This window comes from Promicromonospora umidemergens, assembly GCF_024171995.1.
Classification (GTDB): domain Bacteria; phylum Actinomycetota; class Actinomycetes; order Actinomycetales; family Cellulomonadaceae; genus Promicromonospora; species Promicromonospora umidemergens.
Window position 1 is genome coordinate 41,775 of record NZ_JAMTCT010000004.1, and the last position, 18,322, is coordinate 60,096.

11 protein-coding genes are annotated in these 18,322 nt (G+C 67.5%); 6 read left to right on the forward strand and 5 right to left on the reverse strand.

The genetic code is table 11. The annotated features are described in order from the left end of the window. The first annotated feature begins 23 nt into the window (after positions 1-23). Together APR04_RS31275 and APR04_RS31280 are read left to right on the forward strand one after the other, a co-directional pair. Entirely contained in the window at positions 24-200 is a 177-nt protein-coding gene (locus APR04_RS31275; protein WP_372496077.1) for an alpha-L-rhamnosidase C-terminal domain-containing protein, read from the forward strand. Between the two features lie 60 nt (positions 201-260). Further along, positions 261-1,037 carry a YdeI/OmpD-associated family protein gene (locus tag APR04_RS31280; protein ID WP_372496078.1) on the forward strand — a complete coding sequence of 259 codons (777 nt, stop codon included), beginning with the start codon at positions 261-263 and terminating at the stop codon, positions 1,035-1,037. A 480-nt stretch (positions 1,038-1,517) separates the two neighbouring features. On the opposite strand, the gene APR04_RS08565 is transcribed toward APR04_RS31280, so the two are convergent. The 5 genes from APR04_RS08565 to APR04_RS30440 all read right to left on the reverse strand — a co-directional run bounded on the left by APR04_RS08565 (position 1,518) and on the right by APR04_RS30440 (position 14,655). Next, positions 1,518-1,829: a hypothetical protein gene (locus APR04_RS08565; RefSeq protein ID WP_253869308.1), complete on the reverse strand. Its 312-nt coding sequence runs from the start codon at positions 1,827-1,829 to the stop codon at positions 1,518-1,520. A 386-nt stretch (positions 1,830-2,215) separates the two neighbouring features. Then, positions 2,216-9,205: a polymorphic toxin-type HINT domain-containing protein gene (locus tag APR04_RS08570; protein ID WP_253869309.1), complete on the reverse strand. Its 6,990-nt coding sequence runs from the start codon at positions 9,203-9,205 to the stop codon at positions 2,216-2,218. Further along, on the reverse strand, positions 9,205-10,893 hold the full coding sequence (locus APR04_RS08575) for a LamG domain-containing protein (RefSeq protein WP_253869310.1): 1,689 nt from the start codon (positions 10,891-10,893) through the stop codon (positions 9,205-9,207). The genes APR04_RS08570 and APR04_RS08575 overlap by 1 nt, the downstream gene beginning before the upstream one ends. Before the next feature lie 217 nt (positions 10,894-11,110). Further along, positions 11,111-12,589 (reverse strand): IS1380 family transposase, encoded by a 1,479-nt coding sequence (locus APR04_RS08580; RefSeq protein WP_253869311.1) that lies wholly within the window; start codon positions 12,587-12,589, stop codon positions 11,111-11,113. A 59-nt stretch (positions 12,590-12,648) separates the two neighbouring features. Further along, positions 12,649-14,655 (reverse strand): DNRLRE domain-containing protein, encoded by a 2,007-nt coding sequence (locus APR04_RS30440; RefSeq protein WP_301312276.1) that lies wholly within the window; start codon positions 14,653-14,655, stop codon positions 12,649-12,651. Between the two features lie 374 nt (positions 14,656-15,029). Here APR04_RS30440 and APR04_RS08590 point away from each other — a divergent pair, with 374 nt between their 5' ends. Genes APR04_RS08590 through APR04_RS08605 form a run of 4 tightly spaced genes read left to right on the forward strand, consistent with a single transcriptional unit; the run spans position 15,030 to position 18,322 of the window. Then, positions 15,030-15,818: a bifunctional DNA primase/polymerase gene (locus APR04_RS08590; RefSeq protein ID WP_253869312.1), complete on the forward strand. Its 789-nt coding sequence runs from the start codon at positions 15,030-15,032 to the stop codon at positions 15,816-15,818. Then, positions 15,815-16,243 carry a hypothetical protein gene (locus APR04_RS08595; RefSeq protein WP_253869313.1) on the forward strand — a complete coding sequence of 143 codons (429 nt, stop codon included), beginning with the start codon at positions 15,815-15,817 and terminating at the stop codon, positions 16,241-16,243. The genes APR04_RS08590 and APR04_RS08595 overlap by 4 nt, the downstream gene beginning before the upstream one ends. Then, on the forward strand, positions 16,243-17,214 hold the full coding sequence (locus APR04_RS08600; RefSeq protein WP_253869314.1) for a hypothetical protein: 972 nt from the start codon (positions 16,243-16,245) through the stop codon (positions 17,212-17,214). The genes APR04_RS08595 and APR04_RS08600 overlap by 1 nt, the downstream gene beginning before the upstream one ends. Continuing rightward, positions 17,207-18,322: a ParB N-terminal domain-containing protein gene (locus APR04_RS08605; protein ID WP_253869315.1), complete on the forward strand. Its 1,116-nt coding sequence runs from the start codon at positions 17,207-17,209 to the stop codon at positions 18,320-18,322. Before APR04_RS08600 ends, APR04_RS08605 begins: the two co-directional genes overlap by 8 nt.

Here is an 18,322-nt window from a genome sequence, read left to right on the forward strand (position 1 = left end):
ATCGGCGGGGCTGCGTGGGTCGCGTGGCCCCCGGTTCTGGCGTCGGATGCCCGACCAGACGGATCGAGGTCGCCTGGCGACGGCGCCGGAGCGGTCGAGAGGTCACCGTCACGGCTCCGGTCAACGCGACCGCGGAGGTGGCCCTACCGGGCGGAGCGACCCACGTGGTCGGCTCGGGACGGCATCGGTTGCGCCCGTAGCGGGACGTCAACTGCATCTGGTGCACCATCGTCGCACTGGCCGGCGAGATCACCGCCTGGGTGCAACTACTCGCGCTGACCGGCCAGACGACCCTCCGGTGGGAACCGAAACGCTTGCGGCTACGCCAGTTCACCATCCCGACCATCCTGGCCCGCCGCGCCGGCGCCCTCGTCCTGCACCTCGTCGACCACCCACCCCGGGCCGACCTCCCCGCCGGGGGCCCTCAGGTCGGGATCGTGCTGGTCGACGGCACTCCGACCCCGACCGGGAACCGGGCCGGGACAGACACGACGAACTGCAACGGCAAGCAGTGCAAGATGGCCAGCATGGCTGGCATGTCCGGCAAACTGGTGTTTGTCAGCGAACCGATCGAGAAGGAGACCACCGTGCCTACGTTCCGTACCACTCTCTGGCCCAGCGGCGGCAACAACGTCGGCATCGTCGTGCCGGAGGAGGTCGTTCGCTCGTTCGGGCACGGAAAGCGTGTGCCCGTGACCGTGACGATTGACGGCGGATATACCTACCGCAACACGATCACCTCCATGGCCGGCCAGTACCTGATCTCGTTCAACTCCGAGACCAGAGCAGCGACCGGGAGAGGTGCAGGCGACGAAGTCGAGGTGACCCTGGAACTCGACGACGCGCCGCGCACGGTCGAGATTCCCGGTGTGCTCTCGCAGGTGTTCGCAACCGACACGGCAGCCGCAGAAGCATGGGCGCGGCTCTCCTACAGCAAGCAGAAAGCCCACGCGCAGTTGATCGACGGCGCCAAGACCGAGGAGACCCGCGCCCGCCGGCTCGACAAAGCACTCGCCGAACTCCGCGGTAAGAACTGACCGACCCGACCACGCGCGCTGAGCGAGATAGCGTTGATCACCTTTTCCCACCAGTCTCAACGTGCTCAGAACCACTCTGGAGATCAGGACCATCTCTACGATGTTCCGACCGACGTCGACTACCGTGAGCGTGGCCAGGACCAGCAGCGCGAGCATCGACGCCAGCGAGTACTGCCGTGCCTCGCGCCGACGCGGGGTAAGCGACCAACTCGAGCACCGTTACCAGAGAGCCGAGCGCGGCCCTCGCTTCCAGCATCCCGTCCAGGCCAACCGGCGACAGGTAGCGGTCGACGGCAGGGCTCAGCGAAGATAGCAACATCGGGCATGGTCCTTCAGGGAAGACGGCAGCGTAGAGAACTCCCATCCTCTTTGGTCAGGACGATGCCCGACCCCATTACCGACCATCACACGCCACGGTCAAGCCCGCGTCTCGCCCACCGAGAACCGACCCAGCCCTGGGAAGCGTCTTTAAGGCGTGGGTCAACCAGGTAGACGCTCGACGTCGCGCGGCGCGATAAGAAAAAGCTCTGGACGGGCAAAATACTTGGCATAATCACTCAACAGATCACGCTCCGCCACGATCGCGGTGCTTGTTCCGTCAAAGACGATACTTAACCCCGGACGAACGTGAACCGAGCAGAGATGAGTGACGATGCGAAGCGCATAATACTCCTCAAGCTTGAGCGTCCGAATCCTGAGCATCGAGACCACCTCGCCGAGCAGGTGTAGCGACTGATCGACATTGAAGAATGTATAGCCCGCCGGATCAATCGACCCGTAGAACGGGAACACTGATTGATCCGCTGAGGGCAGTGCGAGCGGCAACCTTTCGAACCGAAATGATCCTCGAAACCGGCCAACCCCAACTCGCACCGCCTCTCACCTCCCGCTAACCAGAACGTATCCAGCCGAACCTCGCTGGATGCTCTCAAGCGCCCAAACGGCCACCTCGACACTTCCCTGCTCCAACGCGGGCTCAAACGCACTTATCTCATCCGCAAGCATCGCCATCTGCCGTCCATTTAAAACCGTGGACCCCTCAGTAGGTAATGTCCCGAGCAGCGGGGCGCGCGCATCATCGAAATCATTCGGCACAACCATAATTTTGTGATCAGCCTGCGGCACCCGATTCAGAGAATCGTCCAATAGATCCATCCGCAAAGTTATCTCCATAGAACTCACTTCGGATACATCGACATCAACGATCCGTCATACCTACCTCGCACAACCAGGTATGTGGTTACCGACTGACCAGATCCGTTCACCCCGATGATCCGCCCCGCGTCCATGTGGAACTCGAAATTTCCACGGAGCCCAATGGGTGCTTCTCCACGAGCATCCGCTGCCAGATCCAACAGGTCCTGCGCACTTGTCCCTTTTTTCCACGTACCTGATCTCGCGTCATGCTCAGGGCCACCGACCGTGTGTCGATCAACAGCGTGCTGAGTATCTACTAACTCATCGGGGAAAAAATACGGACACTCTTCGTTGTGGACAAGGACCGCCACAGCGGCCCCGCTCCCAGCGACATAGTAAGTGTGGTCGGTCGCGACAGTGAGGTTGTGGACGACCGCGTGCGCCTGCTCGACGTCTATCGCGGAGACCTGCGCCCAGGTGCCGGCCGAGGTCTGCAGCCAGTCTCCAACATTCAGATCGATCGCGTCCACCCACACCTGGAGTCCCGGTACCCAGACCGGGTGCTCGTCGGTCGCGACGATCTTCTGCTTATCGCCTTCAGTGTCAGTGACGGTGATCGTGACCAGGGCTTTATTACCTTCGCCCGTGATCAGCGCGGTGACCTCGCGTCCCTCAGTCTTCTCACCAGTGTCCTCGTCGGCGGCGAGGACCTTGTCGCCGAGTTCGATGTCCTCGATGGGCTTCTTGGTGCCATCCGCAAGCAACACCATGGTGCCCGGCACGAAACTGTTGCAGCTAGGTGCTTTGCGCGTTGCACCGACTTGGTCCAGAATCTTTCGGGCTGATTTTTGTTGTTTGTAGAAACTGATGGCACCGTCGATGATCTTGCCGAAGGCCTTGATGGCCTTGAGGCCCTTGCCGACAGGGAGGATGCCGACGGCGAGCATGGCGCAGGAGGCGATGTCCTTGTCGAGGCAGCCCATGAGGTCGTTCCAGCCGATGAAGTCCTTCAGGGCCTCCCAGCCGAGCTCGATCGCGACGTCGGTGATGGACTTGTTCAGCACCTCACGAGCCTTGGCCGCGATTTCGGCCTCAGTCGGACCCGCCGTAGCCGCTCCGGGGTTGCCAGCATTGCTGGCCGACCCACCGGTGATGCCCGGACCGGGGCTGCGCACCATGGCAGCAGTCGCCTGCATCGCCGCCTGGGTAGGTGACTGCCCCTGCGTGAAGACCGTCTCGGTGGTGGCACCACCGGTGTCGATCGCCTTGACCTGCTGCCACCCGTCACCGAAGTCGCAGAACGCACCGTCGAGCATGACCCCGCCGCCGGGGCACAGCCCGGTCGGGTCCGACAGAGTCACGGGGTTGTTGTTCGCGTAGGAGTACCCGTGGATTTGCTGCGGGTCAGACAGGTCCATGATCGGGTCCAGCGAGATGAACCTGCCCAGCGCAGGGTCGTACTCGCGGGCTCCGAGAGAGACCAGGCCGGTGGTTTCTCGGTCGTCGTACCCGCCGACGAACCCACGCGATGATGCCCAGTCGCCTGGTGCGATCGGAGTCCCGCGGTCTTGCCCGAACGGTGTGGTCCGTCGCTGGGTGACCGCCTGGTTCGCGGCGGTGATCGCGAGCTGCCCGGTGCCGTGGTGGTCGGCCATGACAAACGTGACCGCCCCGGCGTCGTCGACCACGGCGGTGTGCCCGCCACCGACATCGATGTACCGGGTCGCCTTCGCGACCGTGGGTTCGCTGCTGGTCACGGTGATCTCGGTGTGCCCGAGGTACAGCGTCGACTCGCTCGAGCCGTCCGCGTTCGTGTTCCGAGCGATCAGGCGGTTGCCGTCGGCGTCGTAGGTGTACTGCGCCCCGCTGTCGTCCGCGTTGGCCAGTTCGGACACCCGCGACTCCGGCGTCCAGGACAGCGTCTGGGTGTCGCCACCGATCTGCCGGCTGGTCGTGCGTCCGACGGCGTCGTAGGTGTACTGCTCGACCGACTCCACCCGCGGTCGATTGCCCGAGGCCGGCTGAACCTGGTCCACCGAGGTCACGGTGTGCGGCTGTGCAGGGTCGTAGTTGTAGTTCCGGGAGGTCAGCCGCTGCCCTCCGCCCGAGTGCAGGGCCTCCCTCTGACGCGATCCGGCGGCGTCATAGGTGTACTCGTGCCAGTACTGCGCTACCGATCCGCCGATCAGGCCGTCGCTCGCGGCATCCCGTCCGGTGGCTGCGCAGTCGACGTCAGTGGTGTTCTGCGTCCAGGCTTCGGTGATCCGGTTCAGGTGGTCCAGGTCGAAGCACTGCACATCCGTGCCGGTCCTCGACACGTCCGCGAGAGCGGTGATGTTGCCCGCATCGTCGTAGGTGTAGGTCTCCGACCGGTCCACGCCGAGCTGACCGACCCGATCGACCCGGTAGTTGGAGAGCCGCTGGGTGCCGTACTCGTAGGTGTTGGTGGCCTGGACCTGGCCGCCTGCGTTCGCGGACAGGGTGTGCTGCAGCGGCTTGCCGACCCAGTCGTAGGCGGTGGTGGCGGTCAGCCCCCACTGGCCGTGCACGCCGGTGACCCAGCTCGTCGCCTCGTCGTAGGAGAACGAGACCGACTCCCCCGGCCGGTCTCCGGCGGCGGGCAGCCCCATCGACTCGACGTTGCCGGCCGCGGTGTAGCTGGTGTTGGTGATGTAGTTCCCGGACAGCTCCCCTTCGACCGACGGGATCTGCGTCACGGTGCGGGTCGGCCGGTACAACCGGTCATACCCGACGGTGCGGGTGACGTACTCGGCCTCGTTCTCGTGCCGGATCGACTGGGCGAGGTAGCCCTTGGCCCCGGACACCGTGTCGTAGATCCACGAGGCCCTCAGCGGCCCCGACGCTGTGTTCTCGCGCAGCTCGGTCTGGCGGCCGAGCCCGTCATAAGCATTGACGAGCTTCTCGCCCTCGGCATTGGTCGTGGAGACCATCCGACCGAAGTCGTCGTAGGTCGTGCTCGTCTCCCCGGCGTCGGGATCGACGGTCCGGATCTCACGGCCGCGCTGGTCGTAGGTGTACTCCCAGACGTTGTCCGCCGGGTCGGTCACCGTCGCTAGCTGGTCACGGCCGGTGTAGGTGTACCGGGTGGTGTCGAACCCGCTGGTGGCCTCCGGAGTCGCCGCGGCCGGGTCGTGGTGCTGGCGCAGCTGGACCACTCGGCCCCGCGCGTCGGCGAGCGTGGTGGTAGCAGTGGCCCCGGTCGGCGGAATCACCGTGGTGCGGTCGCCGCGGTAGATGCTGCGAGTGGTGGCCAGCACGTCACCGCCGTCGCTGTCGGTCGACATGACCCTGGTCCGAATGGCGCGGCCCAGCCCGTCGTAGCTGTGCCGGGTCTGGGTCTCGACCAGCGACTGCTCGTACGGGTCGAACAACCGGCCCCCGGTCGCACTGGTGGTGTAGTAGCCGGAGTAGGTGAGCTTGACCAGCCCGCGGGCGTCGTACTTGGTGTCGGACAGGATCATCCCGCCCTCCAAGCCCGGATCCTGGGTCTGGCGGGGGCGCAGCAGCCCGTCGTACACGGCCCACGAGGTGGCGCGGCGATCCCCGTCGTCGTCCAACGTCGTGGTCCCGACCGCTACCGGCCGCGAGGCCTGGACCTGATAGGTGAACTCCACCGACGGGGTCAGGTTCGAGGTCCGGTCAGCAAGCCAGATCTTGCTCGTGCGACCCAAGGCGTCATAGGCCACCACGGTGGACTTGGTGTTCGTGTCGGTCACCAAGGTCGGGCCGCCGCGCACCGGATCCAGACGCGTCGTCGTGGTCAAGGCCGAAGCCTCATCGCCCGGGGTTGCCGGCGGGGTCGTCTCGACCATCTGCGTCGCGAACCCCGAACTCGGGGTGTAGGCGGTGGTGGAGGTATGCCCGTCCGACCGTGCCGTACGGGTGAGCGTCCCGTTGCCGTTCGAGCCTGCGCTCAGATCGGCCGACACGTCCGTGAGCGAGGTGGGGCGACCATAGGTGTCGAAACCTGCTGACGCCTCGACATAGTGGCGCGTCGTACCCTCGACACGGGCCAGGTCCGCGGTGCGGGTGATCCGCCCGCGTACCGGTGCTGTGCCGTAGCCCTGTCCGTCGTAGGCGTACCGGGTGTCGTTGACGACCTGCGCCGCGGTCGGGCTCGCACCACATCCGGCTGCCCAGGTCTGCTTGCGTTCGTGCAGGCCCAGGATGTTCTTGCTCGTGTTGGTCGCGTAGCTGATCGTCGAGCACCGGTCGTCACTGGAGGTGCTGGTGTCGCCCTTGTCGGCGACCTGCGTCACTCGCCCGGCGACCTCGTCGTAACTCGTCTGTGTCTGCGTGGTGCGCCACGGGGCCCCGCCGCTCCCGAGGCTGGTGAACTTCTCGGCCTGCGCAGTACGGGAGAACCCGGAGCGGATCGTGCCCCAGTCCCGCTCTTTGATGCCGGTCTGGTGCCACCACGGCCGGTTGACCGACTTGGAGACCACTGCTCCGCCGGGTCCGGTGAAGGACGCGGTCTTGTAGGTGAACCCTGCCCAGTACGGGCGGTCAGTGATCGGGTCCCCTTCCCCGGAACCCAGGGTGACCTCTTCGGTCTTGGTGCCCCCGTCGCGGGTAGCGCGGTCGCCGTGCATGCCACGCAGGAACCAGTGCTCGGTCTGGGACAGCCGCTGGGTCACACTCCCGGTCTTGACGCGCACGTGCCCGTACCCGCGCCAGTCGGACCAGGTCTTCTCCTCGGCCGGGATCAGGCCGGTCGACTCGTCCCAGTGCCACGCGCCACCACCGAGGTACTCGTACGTGGTCAACATGTCGTCACCGCCGCCGGTGCGGTCGGTGGTCGTCACGCCGGTCACGACGTACTTGTTGAACCAGTCCGTGATCGCCGGCCGCACTTCGCCCTGGGAACGGATCTGCGGGAAGCACCGTGAGGTGTTGTTGTGCGGTGTCGGCAGGTTGTCCGGGTCGCAGCCCGGGTTCGAGTAGCCGACGTCCACCTGTCCGCCGACCTCGTCCTGGATGGTGGACAGACGTGCCTTGATGAACGGGTCGCGTCCGTCTCCAGAGCGGTCGAGCCGGTTGGCCAGCTGCGTGTACCCGAACCGGACCGGATCCAGCGACGTCGTGGCAGCGCCCTCGGGACCGGTATGCCCCGTGCGGCGGATGGACGACAGCAGCAGCTGGTAGTCCGCGTCCGCCATTCCCCACTCATGATCCAGGGCCCAGGAGTCCACGTTCTTCCACGCCGACGAGACATACACCTGGGCCTTGATCCCGGTCATCCGGTTACGCGTCCAGAACGACGGGGAGGTGCGCCCCTGATCGCACGTGGCGCCGGCGTTGCAGTTCAGGTCCCACGGGACGTCGTGCCACCCGTTGGGCTGGGTGTTGATGTTGGAGCACTGTCCCGATCCATCGTTCAAGCACCGCTGCGCGTAGGTGAACGACACCCGGCCCAACGGTTGCGCCGCACCGGTGCCTACCAGGTCGTTGCCCCGCAGCCCGTACTCGATCTTCGTCAGGCTGCCAGACCGGTGGTACACGGTGTCCGCTGCGGGGTCACCGAGCTTGCCGTACCGGTTGCTGTGCCGCTGGTAGTGGTAGGTGATCTTGTTCCCGGCCGCGTCAATCGCGTAGTCCAGGTTCCACCGCCACGCCTGCGTACAGATCTTCCCCGGACTGGTGCTGCACGGCTCCCCGGTGTTGTTACCGACGACCGGGACGGTCCAGGCCGAGTTCGTGACGGAGTCGCCCGCCGCCCATCCGGGCAACCGGTGGTACCCGAAGAAGTACTGGGTGCCGTCCGGTGTGGTGACTTTCCAATACTCGCCGTCGTTGTCGCCGTTGCTCCGCGCGGTGTCGGTCAACCGTTCGATCTTCGTGCCGTCATCGTTCTGCAACCGCCAGCTGTTCGAACCCGCGGGGACAAGCTCGCCGGCGGCGCCGTTAAACGAGATGAAGGCGTTGTCGTAGTCCCAGCACAGGTCACCGATCGCGCCGCCGTCGGCGTTCTTCTCCTCGTCCAGCGCGCACGACTTGTACTTGCGCTCGATGTAGCCGGGCCAGAGGTTGAACCCGTCGCCGACCAGGGAGGCCTGGTTGTTCGTCGAGGAGGTGCGCCCGTCCACACCACCGGAGGAGTACGACAGTCCCAGGGTGGGGACGAAGGAGCCGGGCACGTCGGGGACGGTGATCGGGTAGTTCCACGAGAACGACCCCGACCGCAGATCCGTCGACCACGTGTTCGACGGCGACAACGGTGTCGCGCCGAACGACCCGGAATCCCCCGACACGCTCGCAGCCACTGCCAGCACCACCGGTGAACCGTCGGCCGGCAGCGCCATCTTCTCGGCGACGAGCGTGTCGTCATCGGTGCGGTTGGTCGCCCCGACGGGCTGCCCGGTGGCGCACTGCGCTTTCTGCGGCGTGTCCACGGCGCACTCGGGAAGCTGAACCAGGGTGAGACGGTCCTCCCACGACCCGCCGTGCAGGCCGGCGAACCCGGAATAGTCCACGGTGACGTCGACAGCGCTCAATGCCCACACCCCGGCCCCCGACCTCGCCGACGTACCGGCGGCCTTCACCTGCGGCACGGACAACGCGACCAGCACCTGGCCGGGACGCTTCTTGTCGCTGCTGGCGGAGATCACGTCGACATCGACCTGGTCAGGTGCCACGTCACCAGGCTGATCCGCGGCGGTGACGTCGAGCGGGAGTCCGCCGACCGTGGTCATGCCTTCTGCCGGCGCCTTGGCGTCCGCGGGCCGCAGATCGAGCGTGGCGTGGCCACCAGCGGGCAGGTCTGCCTCGCGTTCCTTTGGCTGGGCTGGGTCGGGCAGCGTCTTCGTCGATGGCTTCGTGAAGTCCGCGCCGGCCACGTCGAGGCCGGGCGAGCCCGGCCCGACACCGTCGTCGGTGGGCTGCGCAGCGACCTGAGGGACCGCGATGAACAAGGTCGCGACCAGTGCACCGACGGTGGTGAAGGCGACACCCTGCAAGATGCCACGTACCGAACGGGACGTCGCGTTCAGGCTCTTGGTCTGGTTGTTCATCACTGCTCCTCCCCGGGAACCACTGTGTCGCGTTCATTCGTGTCAGCGAGCTGGTCGATCTGCCGCTCCTGCAGGGCACCGGTGAACAGCCACACATCATCGATCGCCCCCGGCCACGCGCCGGCCGGGCTCCCGGCATCGACCCTCCGGCCCAGGTGCAACCGGTCCGGCGGGTCAGTGAGCACCACCCCATCGGCCGGGCCCGTGCCGGTCTCGCCCGCGTCGTCGATGCTGTCGCCGTTGACGTACAGGCGTAGACGCTTGGACGGGGCATCCCACGTCACTGCGATGTGGAACAGGCTGTACGCGAACGGGTTCGCCGCGTCCACCACCGTCCGCACCGGCGCGCTCGTGGCGTCCTTTGCCCTGGCCTCCAGCTCCCAACGCACCACGCCGAGACCAGTCTCCTGATCCGGATAGGGGACCGCCTGTACCTGGATCAGGTCCTCGGTGGCACCGGACAGCGACAAGAACGTCATCGGCGGCCCGTCCGGCGCCGGCGCGGCAGGCAATCCGCCATAGCCGGTGACAGTGAACGACTTGCCCCAGTCCAGCGGCAGACCGCCCCCCGGTGTGGACGCCGCCCCCAGCTGCGTCCCGCCGGCGGCCAGGACGAGGTTGTGCTCACCGACAACCCCGAAGTCTCCCTCCACCCGTGCGGCATTCTTCAGATGCAGGTCCGGTGCGCCGGGCACCTCGTTCAGGACCCGCGACGGGGAGCCCGAGTCGTCGACCTGCGAGAACGTCCACCGCGACGTGACCTCCGGCGCCGCCGCCGAGGCGAGCTTCGCCGCCTCGTACGCGGTCACCGCCCGCTCATAAGTGCGCACATGATCGACCACACCGTCGACGGAGTACTGCGGTGAGCTGCTTCCGTACTTCGCCGCCCCGATCATGATCGGCCCGTCCGACGCCAACCCGTTCGCCGACTTGGTGGCCCCGCCGACACCGTTGACGTACAGGCGCAACGTGCTCCCGATGTTGTTGTGCACGCCCACCAGGTGGGTCCACTCTCCGACCTCGACCGGCGCGTCCGACACCGCGACGACAGCACGGGCATCCGGGTCGTCCGCGCTGTACACACCGAACTGCCAGCGCTCGTTCGCCGCCTGGTAATACAGTTTGAACCCCTGCTTGTGCGTCGAGGCCTGCGACACCACGACCGAACCCGACCTGGCAGGCAGCGCGTCCAGCTTCACCCATGCCTCGACCGAGAACGTGTGCTGCGTGCTCAACCGGCCCACGGACGAGGTCACATAGTCGCCCGACCCGTCCAGCGCCAGGCCGGCACCCGAGAACGAGTCCTCGTCGGTGACGTGCGCATTGCCCGCCGGGGCGTACCCCGAACCGCCCTCATCGAACGTCCACTGACCGCCCGGCGGCGCGCCAGCACCCACACGGAACAAGTACGTCCGAATATCGGACGGGTTGCCGGCGGCGTCGAACGCCTGCACCGTCACCCGGTGCACACCCGTGTTCTGCGGGTTCACCCACACCCACGGCGAGGAGACCGAACGCTCCTGATCCGACTGCGGGTTCTGATTGATCCCGTACCGGAACTTGACCACATCAGGACTCGTCGTCGTGAAGCCGAAACGCCCGCTGTGCCCCACACCGCGATGCCACGGGTCCTCCGGGTCTTCCGTGTTCGACTCCGGATAAGTGGTCGAGGAGATCTTCGGCGCCACAGGCCGGTTCGGATCATAGGTAAAGAAGCATGCGTCCGACCACGGGCCATAGCCTCGATCATTCACATGGTGGGTAGCCCGGCCTGACGGTTTCGTCCGATGTGTGGCTTGGCCGTGTTTGGCAGTGTTTCGCTATCGCGTGTCGCTGCGTGCGCCGGTTCCGGCCGGGGTCTTGCGGTCGCTCCGTTCCAGCTCGTGGGAACAGTCGTCGGGCTGGTCAGGTCACGGCGGGCAGGGCCGCGAGGCGGTGCCAGGCGGTGGTGATCGCGTCGGTGTGGGGATGGTTGCGGTCGAAGCGCAGCCACCTTTTGTGGGCGTGGTTGGCCAGGCGGGCGGGCAGCCGGTAGACGAGCTCACGCATCGTTGCTGGTTCGGCTTTCGCCAGGAGTGGGTGGTCGGCGAAGGCGAGCAGCCGGGTCCAGACGTCGAGGTCACGAGCGATGCCGGTTAGCAGGACCCAGGCGGTGTTGATCCGCCAGGACGCTGAGGGCAGCAGACCCAGGCCGGTGCTCTTCGCGGCCCGGACGTGGTCCTCGACGACCGCGTGATGGCGGTGCAGGACATCGAGCCACTGCGGATGAGAGCTGCCCGGGATACCCCGCATCCGGTTGATGTTCGTCGCGGTGATCGCATACTTCCACCCGGTGGCCTTCTCCAGGGCGGTGACCTTCCCCGCGGCCTGGTCCCGTGGCGCGATCGGGACCCGGCGCACGATCAGGCGCATGGTCGCGGGCCAGCCGGGCCGCTTCGCCAGCCCGGTCAGCTCGGCGACATGCCCGTACTCCGACCGGGTCGTGCCGCTGGTCCCGTCGTCATAGTGGACGGGTGGGGCGATCGTGCCGTCCTGGTCGAGGTAGGGCGCCCACGCCCGCTCGGGCAAGGCCTTGATCGCCGTCTCCTCGAGCGTGGTGATGCTCCAGCCGATCGTCCACGCCACCCGGCGCCGGGTCGTGCCCAGCTTTTCCAGGTGACCGATCGTGTCGTGGGACGCGCCGGCGCCGTCGATCCGGACCAGCAGCTTGGAGTGCCGGCCCTCGTCAGAAATCTGCGCAAGGACCTCGTCCAGCACGGTGACGTGGTCGGTGGCCGTGTTCGAGCCCGCGTTCCCGGGCCGCGGCAAGATGTTCAGGGACTCGCCGGTGTTCGCGATCCACCCGCCGAGGTGGTGGTGCCCGAACCCGCCCTTGTAGGTCCCCGTCGCGTTCTGCTTACGGGAGTGGCAGCCCACGATCGTGGCGTCCAGGTCCACGACGATCCACCCGTGAAGGCGTTTGCCGCCGACCTGCAGCCACGGGAAGCCGCCCGGGCGCGCGGCCAGCATCCGCCACAGCGTCCTGCGGCTTCTGGCGCGAGCGCGCGACAAACGCTTCAACGCCCGCTCGTCGATGGAGTCCAGGGTCCGCCACAACGTCGAGTCGGACCCGCACGAGCCGAACGTGCCGGCATGCCCGGCGAGTATCCGCTCGACCTGGGACAGGTTCCTGGCGCCGGCAGCGATCGCGGACGCGGCACCCACGAGCACCGCTCCGCGGCAGATTCGCTCGACCCTGCCCGGCCCGAACACCTCACCGATCCGGCCGGTCAGGCCGACGGCGTCGGCCGTCTTGCGCAGCAGCACCACACCGGCATCCTTGACCAGCCCCCGACCATCAGCGGTCACTTCGAAACGCGCGTCCCACGCGGTAGTCTCTGACACCGAAAAGGTGCTCCGTCCTGCTGTTCAGATGTGTTCCTAGACAGTCACATCCTTGCAGGTCAGAGCGCCTTTTCCCTTCTCATGACCCAGTCAGCCGTGAAGCATCGAGGATAGGACCTGCCGTCATAAACGCGCACCGTCCAGCGTGACGTACCACCGCCCTCGGGCACGCTGGACGGCATCGGCACCGAGAACGCCGACCCCGACCTCTTACCCGTCGACGGCACCAGGCCCGAGGACCAGTACTGAGTCCACGTCCCACCGATCCAGTCCTGCAACCGGAACTGGACCTTGATCCTGTCCCCGTCATCATCGCTCGCGCGCGCGACGGTCATCTTGCCCTTGGTGCGGAAGATCGCCGGATCCGAATGCGACGCACACAAGCCGCCGTATTCCAGACTCATCGCCCTGGTCGAGACCTTGTCCGGCGGCACGTTGTACTGAACGCGCAGATACGCGTTCTTCGAGAACTTCTTCCAATGATTCCTGTCGGACTCGCTGTCGGCACGCAGGCCAAGAGTCACCTGGTTGCCGTTCGCGTCCGCGCGGTCCTGGATCAAGCCCCTGATCGGGAACTCCGCCGTAGCCGCCGGCGCGCACCCTGCCTGGCTGCCGCCATAGGCGAAGCTCTCGCTGCGGACCTTCGAGAGGTAGAAACCCGACGCCGTGACCGTGTTCCAGGTGGTGTTCTGGTTGATCGCCCTCGTGTAATACAGATGCACGGCGCGGTCCGAGCACTGGGCCGAATGAGTATTGGGCACATTGAACGACGCGTTCAAGATGGTCTTGCCGCGATAGGCCGAGGTGTCGAACTGCCAGAACAAGCGGTACGTCGACCCGTCGTAGCAGCCCATCCAGCCCTGGCAGGTGCCCAGGCCTGCGGTGGAGTCCCCCTTGAACTGCCAGTACGACTGCGACGGGTACGCCTTGTTCGGGCCCGTCCACGCCGTCGGCTTCTTCGTCAACCACTGAGGATCCACCACGATCGGGAAAGCCGCGTCAGGATCCTCCAGAAGCCCCTGGTCCGGTACCAGGCTCAGCTCGTCGCCGTCCGCCGAGACCTCCACCTCGACCGGAGCAACCCGCCCCTGACCGGACCCATCCTCACCCGCGCCGTCACCAGCCGAGCTGTCTGCTGTCACGGCGCCAGCAGCAGCCCGCTGTGCGCCGTCGGAATCGGCGGCGGCAAGCTCCGATCCCACCTCGGTCGAGCCTGCTTCCCACATCGAGGCCGGAGGCGTCACGAACACAGGGGATCCGGTGCTCGCGTCCACCGCCTCCAGACCACCCTCCGGCGCGACAACCACCTCCAGGCCCTCCCCGGCGAGGCCGAACGTGATCTCGTCCAGGGCTGCGGACGCAGCCGCCTCCGGTGTCTTGACGACCAGGTGCGACGCGAAACCGTCCTCCGTGGCCAGCATCCGCAGGTCGACCCCGTCGATCACCTCCGGGTACAGCGCGCTCGCCCCCTCCAGGACCGGCGTCGGCAGATCTCCGCCCGGCCACGACAGCTCGACCGCGCGCCCGTGCCGCGCCATCCGCACCAGCGCACCATCGCCGCCCGCGGAGAACTCCAGCCCGACCGTCGACGCGATCGGGCGCACCGCACCGCCCTCCAGGGCCAGGTCGGTATCTACTCGCGCCCATCCCTCGTCCGTGCGGGCCCAGCGTGGAACGGCGTACGACTTCTCCTGCACCGTCCGGTCCGGCATCGCGAAGACCTCGCGGCTCTCGCCGCGCTTCGACAACAGCTCCACCGGTTCGCCGGTATCGGCTGCCTCGTCCAGCGCCCGCTGGAGCGAGGAACGCTCCGGGTCAAGCTCTGTCCCCTCGAGAGCGAGCGAGGGTTCCTCCGGCCCCGGGTCCATGGCCTCCTCGGCGAGCGCGACACTCGAGCCGCTCAGCACGAGAGCGCAAACGCCTAGCGCGCCAACCAGCCCTCGTATGATCCGACGCACCCTCGCGCCCGCGAACCGTCGCACTTTCACCCTCACCCTCACCAGCATCTGACAGGACCGGGGAGAACATAGCCGACATACAGGCGCAGTCTTGACCAGATAAAGCATCGCCAGCGGGTGATTTCTTACCTAATGGCTGGTTCTCGTCCCCGGCAAGGTCAGGAACGAGGTGCCACCACCACCATTTCTCGGCAAGGATGCCGACGAGCCACGCCGGGCGACGGTCATGAGGTCGTCGCCAGTCTGCTTTGACGGGTCTGGCACGCCGAACATCGTTCCGGCAGCAGTTGCTAGCACCACAAGTCGGGTGTCGTCTTCGGGGCAGCAGCATGACCTGGCCAGCGAGGACGCGAGATTATCTTGGGCCGCGCGAATGATGAGTTGGTGTGCGTTGCCTGACCTGCAAGAACGGCCCGCACACCCGAGGTGTGCAGGCCGACCGGTGAGCGGAAAGCGTGCGTTGGATCGTCAAGGTCGAGCCCATGGACACCACGCACGCAGCCGGCCAGACGCGGCTGGCGGCGGTACGCGACAGCACCGACGCCACCGGAGCCGTGGACGCGGCGCGGGTGCTTGTGGCCGCGGGCGTGCCGGTCTTCCCATGCATCCAGGGCAGCTCCCGCCCGCTGACTGGCAGAGGTCCTCGAGGCGCGTCCACCGACCCGGACCGGGTGGCGTGGTGGTGGTCGCGGTACCCCACCACCAACCTCGCGATACCGACCGGAGCCCTATCCGGGCTGGACGTTGTGGAGGTCCACCCCGCTCGCGGTGCCCGGTCGGGCTTCGACCAGATCCGGCGAGCTGTGCGTGCGGGCCTGGTGCCTCGGCCCGGTCTGATGGTCGCCACGCCGTCGGGCGGGCTCCAGTTGTACTTCCCTCGTTTCCTCGCCACCGCCCAGCAGTCGTGGACCGCGCCTGAGCCCAGACTCGGGTTCCACGGCGAGGGCGGGTATGTCCTGCTGCCGCCGTCGCTGGTCCAACGATCCGACGGGGCGGTAGCGCGGTACCGGCTGGTCGGGGCTGTCCAGGGCCCGACGGGCTCGGTCGACGGCCTCGCTCTTCGCCGCTTCGTGGATCCGACCTGGCTCCGGACCCAGCTGCCGGCACACCCATCGGCGACGCGACGACGCACGGCCCCCGGCAGTGCGGCGCGAACCCCGCACACCCCTGTCCCGAACTCCGCTGCCGCCGTCACAGATGGTGTGCGGTACCTGTCTCGTCCCGACCCCGGTGACCCAGGTCGTCGGCCTCCCGAGGTGGTGAGCCTGTGAATCCCCATGGCTCCTTCCCGCAGCATGGTCGTGGCCCGCGCTCCGGACCGGCCCAGCCCACGGCCCCGGCGTCGTCGCCGGACGCGAATCCCGCCGCGTACGACGACGCGGCCCGCCGCAAGACCGCACAGCGCAAGACGCCGGGCCGGTCGACGAAGGACCCGCAGGTGACGTGGATCCGAGCCGGGGACCTCCCGACCGTGCTGACCGGGCGGGTTCTGGCGCGAGGCGTGGACCTGCACGCTGCTCTGGTCCGCCGTGCCCTGCGTCGCCCCACCGCCGCGGCCAAGAAGGCCGCAGGCGCCGCGAAACGTCTGGTCATCCCGAGCCGGACTCCGCAGTCCCCCGAGACCTCCACCGCGGCACGCACTTCGCGTGTCCGGGAGTCGAGACCGCAACAAGGCACCGAAGGGATGGGCATCTGATGACCACGACCACGCTCTCCACGACCTCCACCTCCACCGCACCCGGGACGAGTACTCCCGACGTCGGGCGCCCGTTGTTCGCGACCGGTGAAGGGCTGCGGGTCCTGCTGATCCGTCTGCACATCGACGGCCCGAACGCCTGGGCCGAAGACCCGGACGCGACGGAGCTCCTCGAGTTCTGCATGCTCAAGTACGCGGCGCTGGCGCACCGGTACCGGCAGAGCCAGCAGGACGCCGCCGTCGCGGCGTTCGAGGTCCTGCGGGCACCGGCCACCCTGGAGGCTCAGGACCCGTGGGGTGTGGTGACCCGCGCGGTACAGCTCTCGCTGATGGCCGAGGACCGCGCCAACGGGCTGCTGTGCGACCAGTCCCGCGCCCGGCGGCTGCTGACGTCCGACCAGCACGACGCCACCCGGTTCACGGACTACGAGCTGGATGGCGCCCGCAGCCTCGACACCCTCCCGACCGCCGCGGACGCGGTGGACACTATCTCGCTCGACCCCGCCGTGCTGGACCATCTCGATGCCGTCGACGTCACCTCGTCGCGGCCGTCGCAGATCGCGCCGGTCGAGGCCCGCACCGCGCTGGACATCGCGGCCAAGGTCCTGGCCGGCTTCGGCTGGGACCCCACCGACGCGCGCGCATGCCTGGCCTACATCACCGAGCGCCTCACGATCACCGGGGACCCCGGTCGCGCGTTCGAGTACCTCCGGCGGGACAAGAACGCGCTGGGCAGGTTCGATCTGGAGCTGCGGCAGTGGACCGCGCTGTGCGCCGTCGTCCTCGGCCACCCCCACCACCCTGCCCTCGCGGTCCGCGACGGACTACTGGCCCGACTCATGCGAGGCCAGCGCACCACCGAGCTTCTAGCCGACGACCGCCTGGCCCGCGCCCTCCTGGCCGCCAGCCCCGCCCAGCCGAGCCCGGCAGGTTCGGTGCGGCCCGAACTGCAGGTGGTGTGCGATGCCTGAACCCCGTAACCAGAAGCAGGACTCTGCGGAGGGGCTATTGCGTCTGGACGTCGCGGTCGACTCGATCATCGTCGGGGACCGCCACCGCCAGGACCTGGGCGACATTGACGCCCTGGCCACCTCGATCGAACGGTTCGGGCTGCTGCAGCCGATCACCGTGACCCCTGACATGCTGCTCGTGTGCGGGTACCGACGCCTGATCGCGATCCAGCGCCTGGGTTGGACCACCACCCGTCCCTGGGTGCGCCGCGGGATCTCTGACCGGCTGCACGAGGTGCTGGCTGAACGCGACGAGGAGCGGCTGCGCAAACCCCTCGATGATGTGGAGGCGGGGCAGCTGTATCGGGAGATCAAGCAGCTCCTGGCCGAGGACGCCGCACGCCGTAAGCAGGTCACCCAGTTCCGCGGCCTCGGCACGCCCACCGACGGTCCGGAAACCGACCTGTCCGGTGGGGCGGTCACAGGCTCCGCAACGGCGGAGGACGAAACGGACAATTATGGTCCCGCCGATTTGGCGGGACCGTCTGACCTGCGCAATTCCCGACGGCAGGCCGCGCAGATCGTCACCGGGAAGGCGTCGTACTCCCGCCTGGACCGGATCGCTGCTCTGTCGGACATCGCCGACGACACGACGCGTCCCGACCGGATTCGGATCATGGCCACGGACGCGCTGGAGCAGGTGCGTGCTGGAGCGTCGGTGTTCCCCTTGTACGACCGTGTCCGGGCGGAGCTCGCGGCAATCGACCCGAGCGCGCAGGCCGTGGAACCGGTCGGCCAGGACGACGTCGACGAGGTCGTCGCTGCCGCCGTCGAGCGCCTGGCCCAGCCCGCGCACGAGACCGACCCCGTCGGCAACGGTAAGGCCGACGCCGGGGACAGTCGTAGGCCGGTGAAGCAGCGGCATTCGCTGCGGGCGTGGGCTCTGCTGTGGCAGGGCATGGACGGGTGGTGGGAGCGCTATGACCCGGCCGACGTCGGCGCCGGCGCGGACGACACGGACTGGGCGGTGTTCGAGAACGTCCTGGAACACACCTCGAAGTTCGCAGCCGCGGCGCGCGCTGCGCGCGACCAAGCCCAGGCAGCGCGCCGCGACCGGACGGAGGCCTGA

Coding starts and splice junctions, on each gene's coding strand:
- APR04_RS08600 (WP_253869314.1), top strand. CDS start 16,243: ATGACCACGACCACGCTCTCCACGACCTCCACCTCCACCGCACCCGGG.
- APR04_RS08605 (WP_253869315.1), top strand. CDS start 17,207: ATGCCTGAACCCCGTAACCAGAAGCAGGACTCTGCGGAGGGGCTATTG.
- APR04_RS08570 (WP_253869309.1), bottom strand. CDS start 9,205: ATGAACAACCAGACCAAGAGCCTGAACGCGACGTCCCGTTCGGTACGT.
- APR04_RS08590 (WP_253869312.1), top strand. CDS start 15,030: ATGGACACCACGCACGCAGCCGGCCAGACGCGGCTGGCGGCGGTACGC.
- APR04_RS30440 (WP_301312276.1), bottom strand. CDS start 14,655: ATGCTTTATCTGGTCAAGACTGCGCCTGTATGTCGGCTATGTTCTCCC.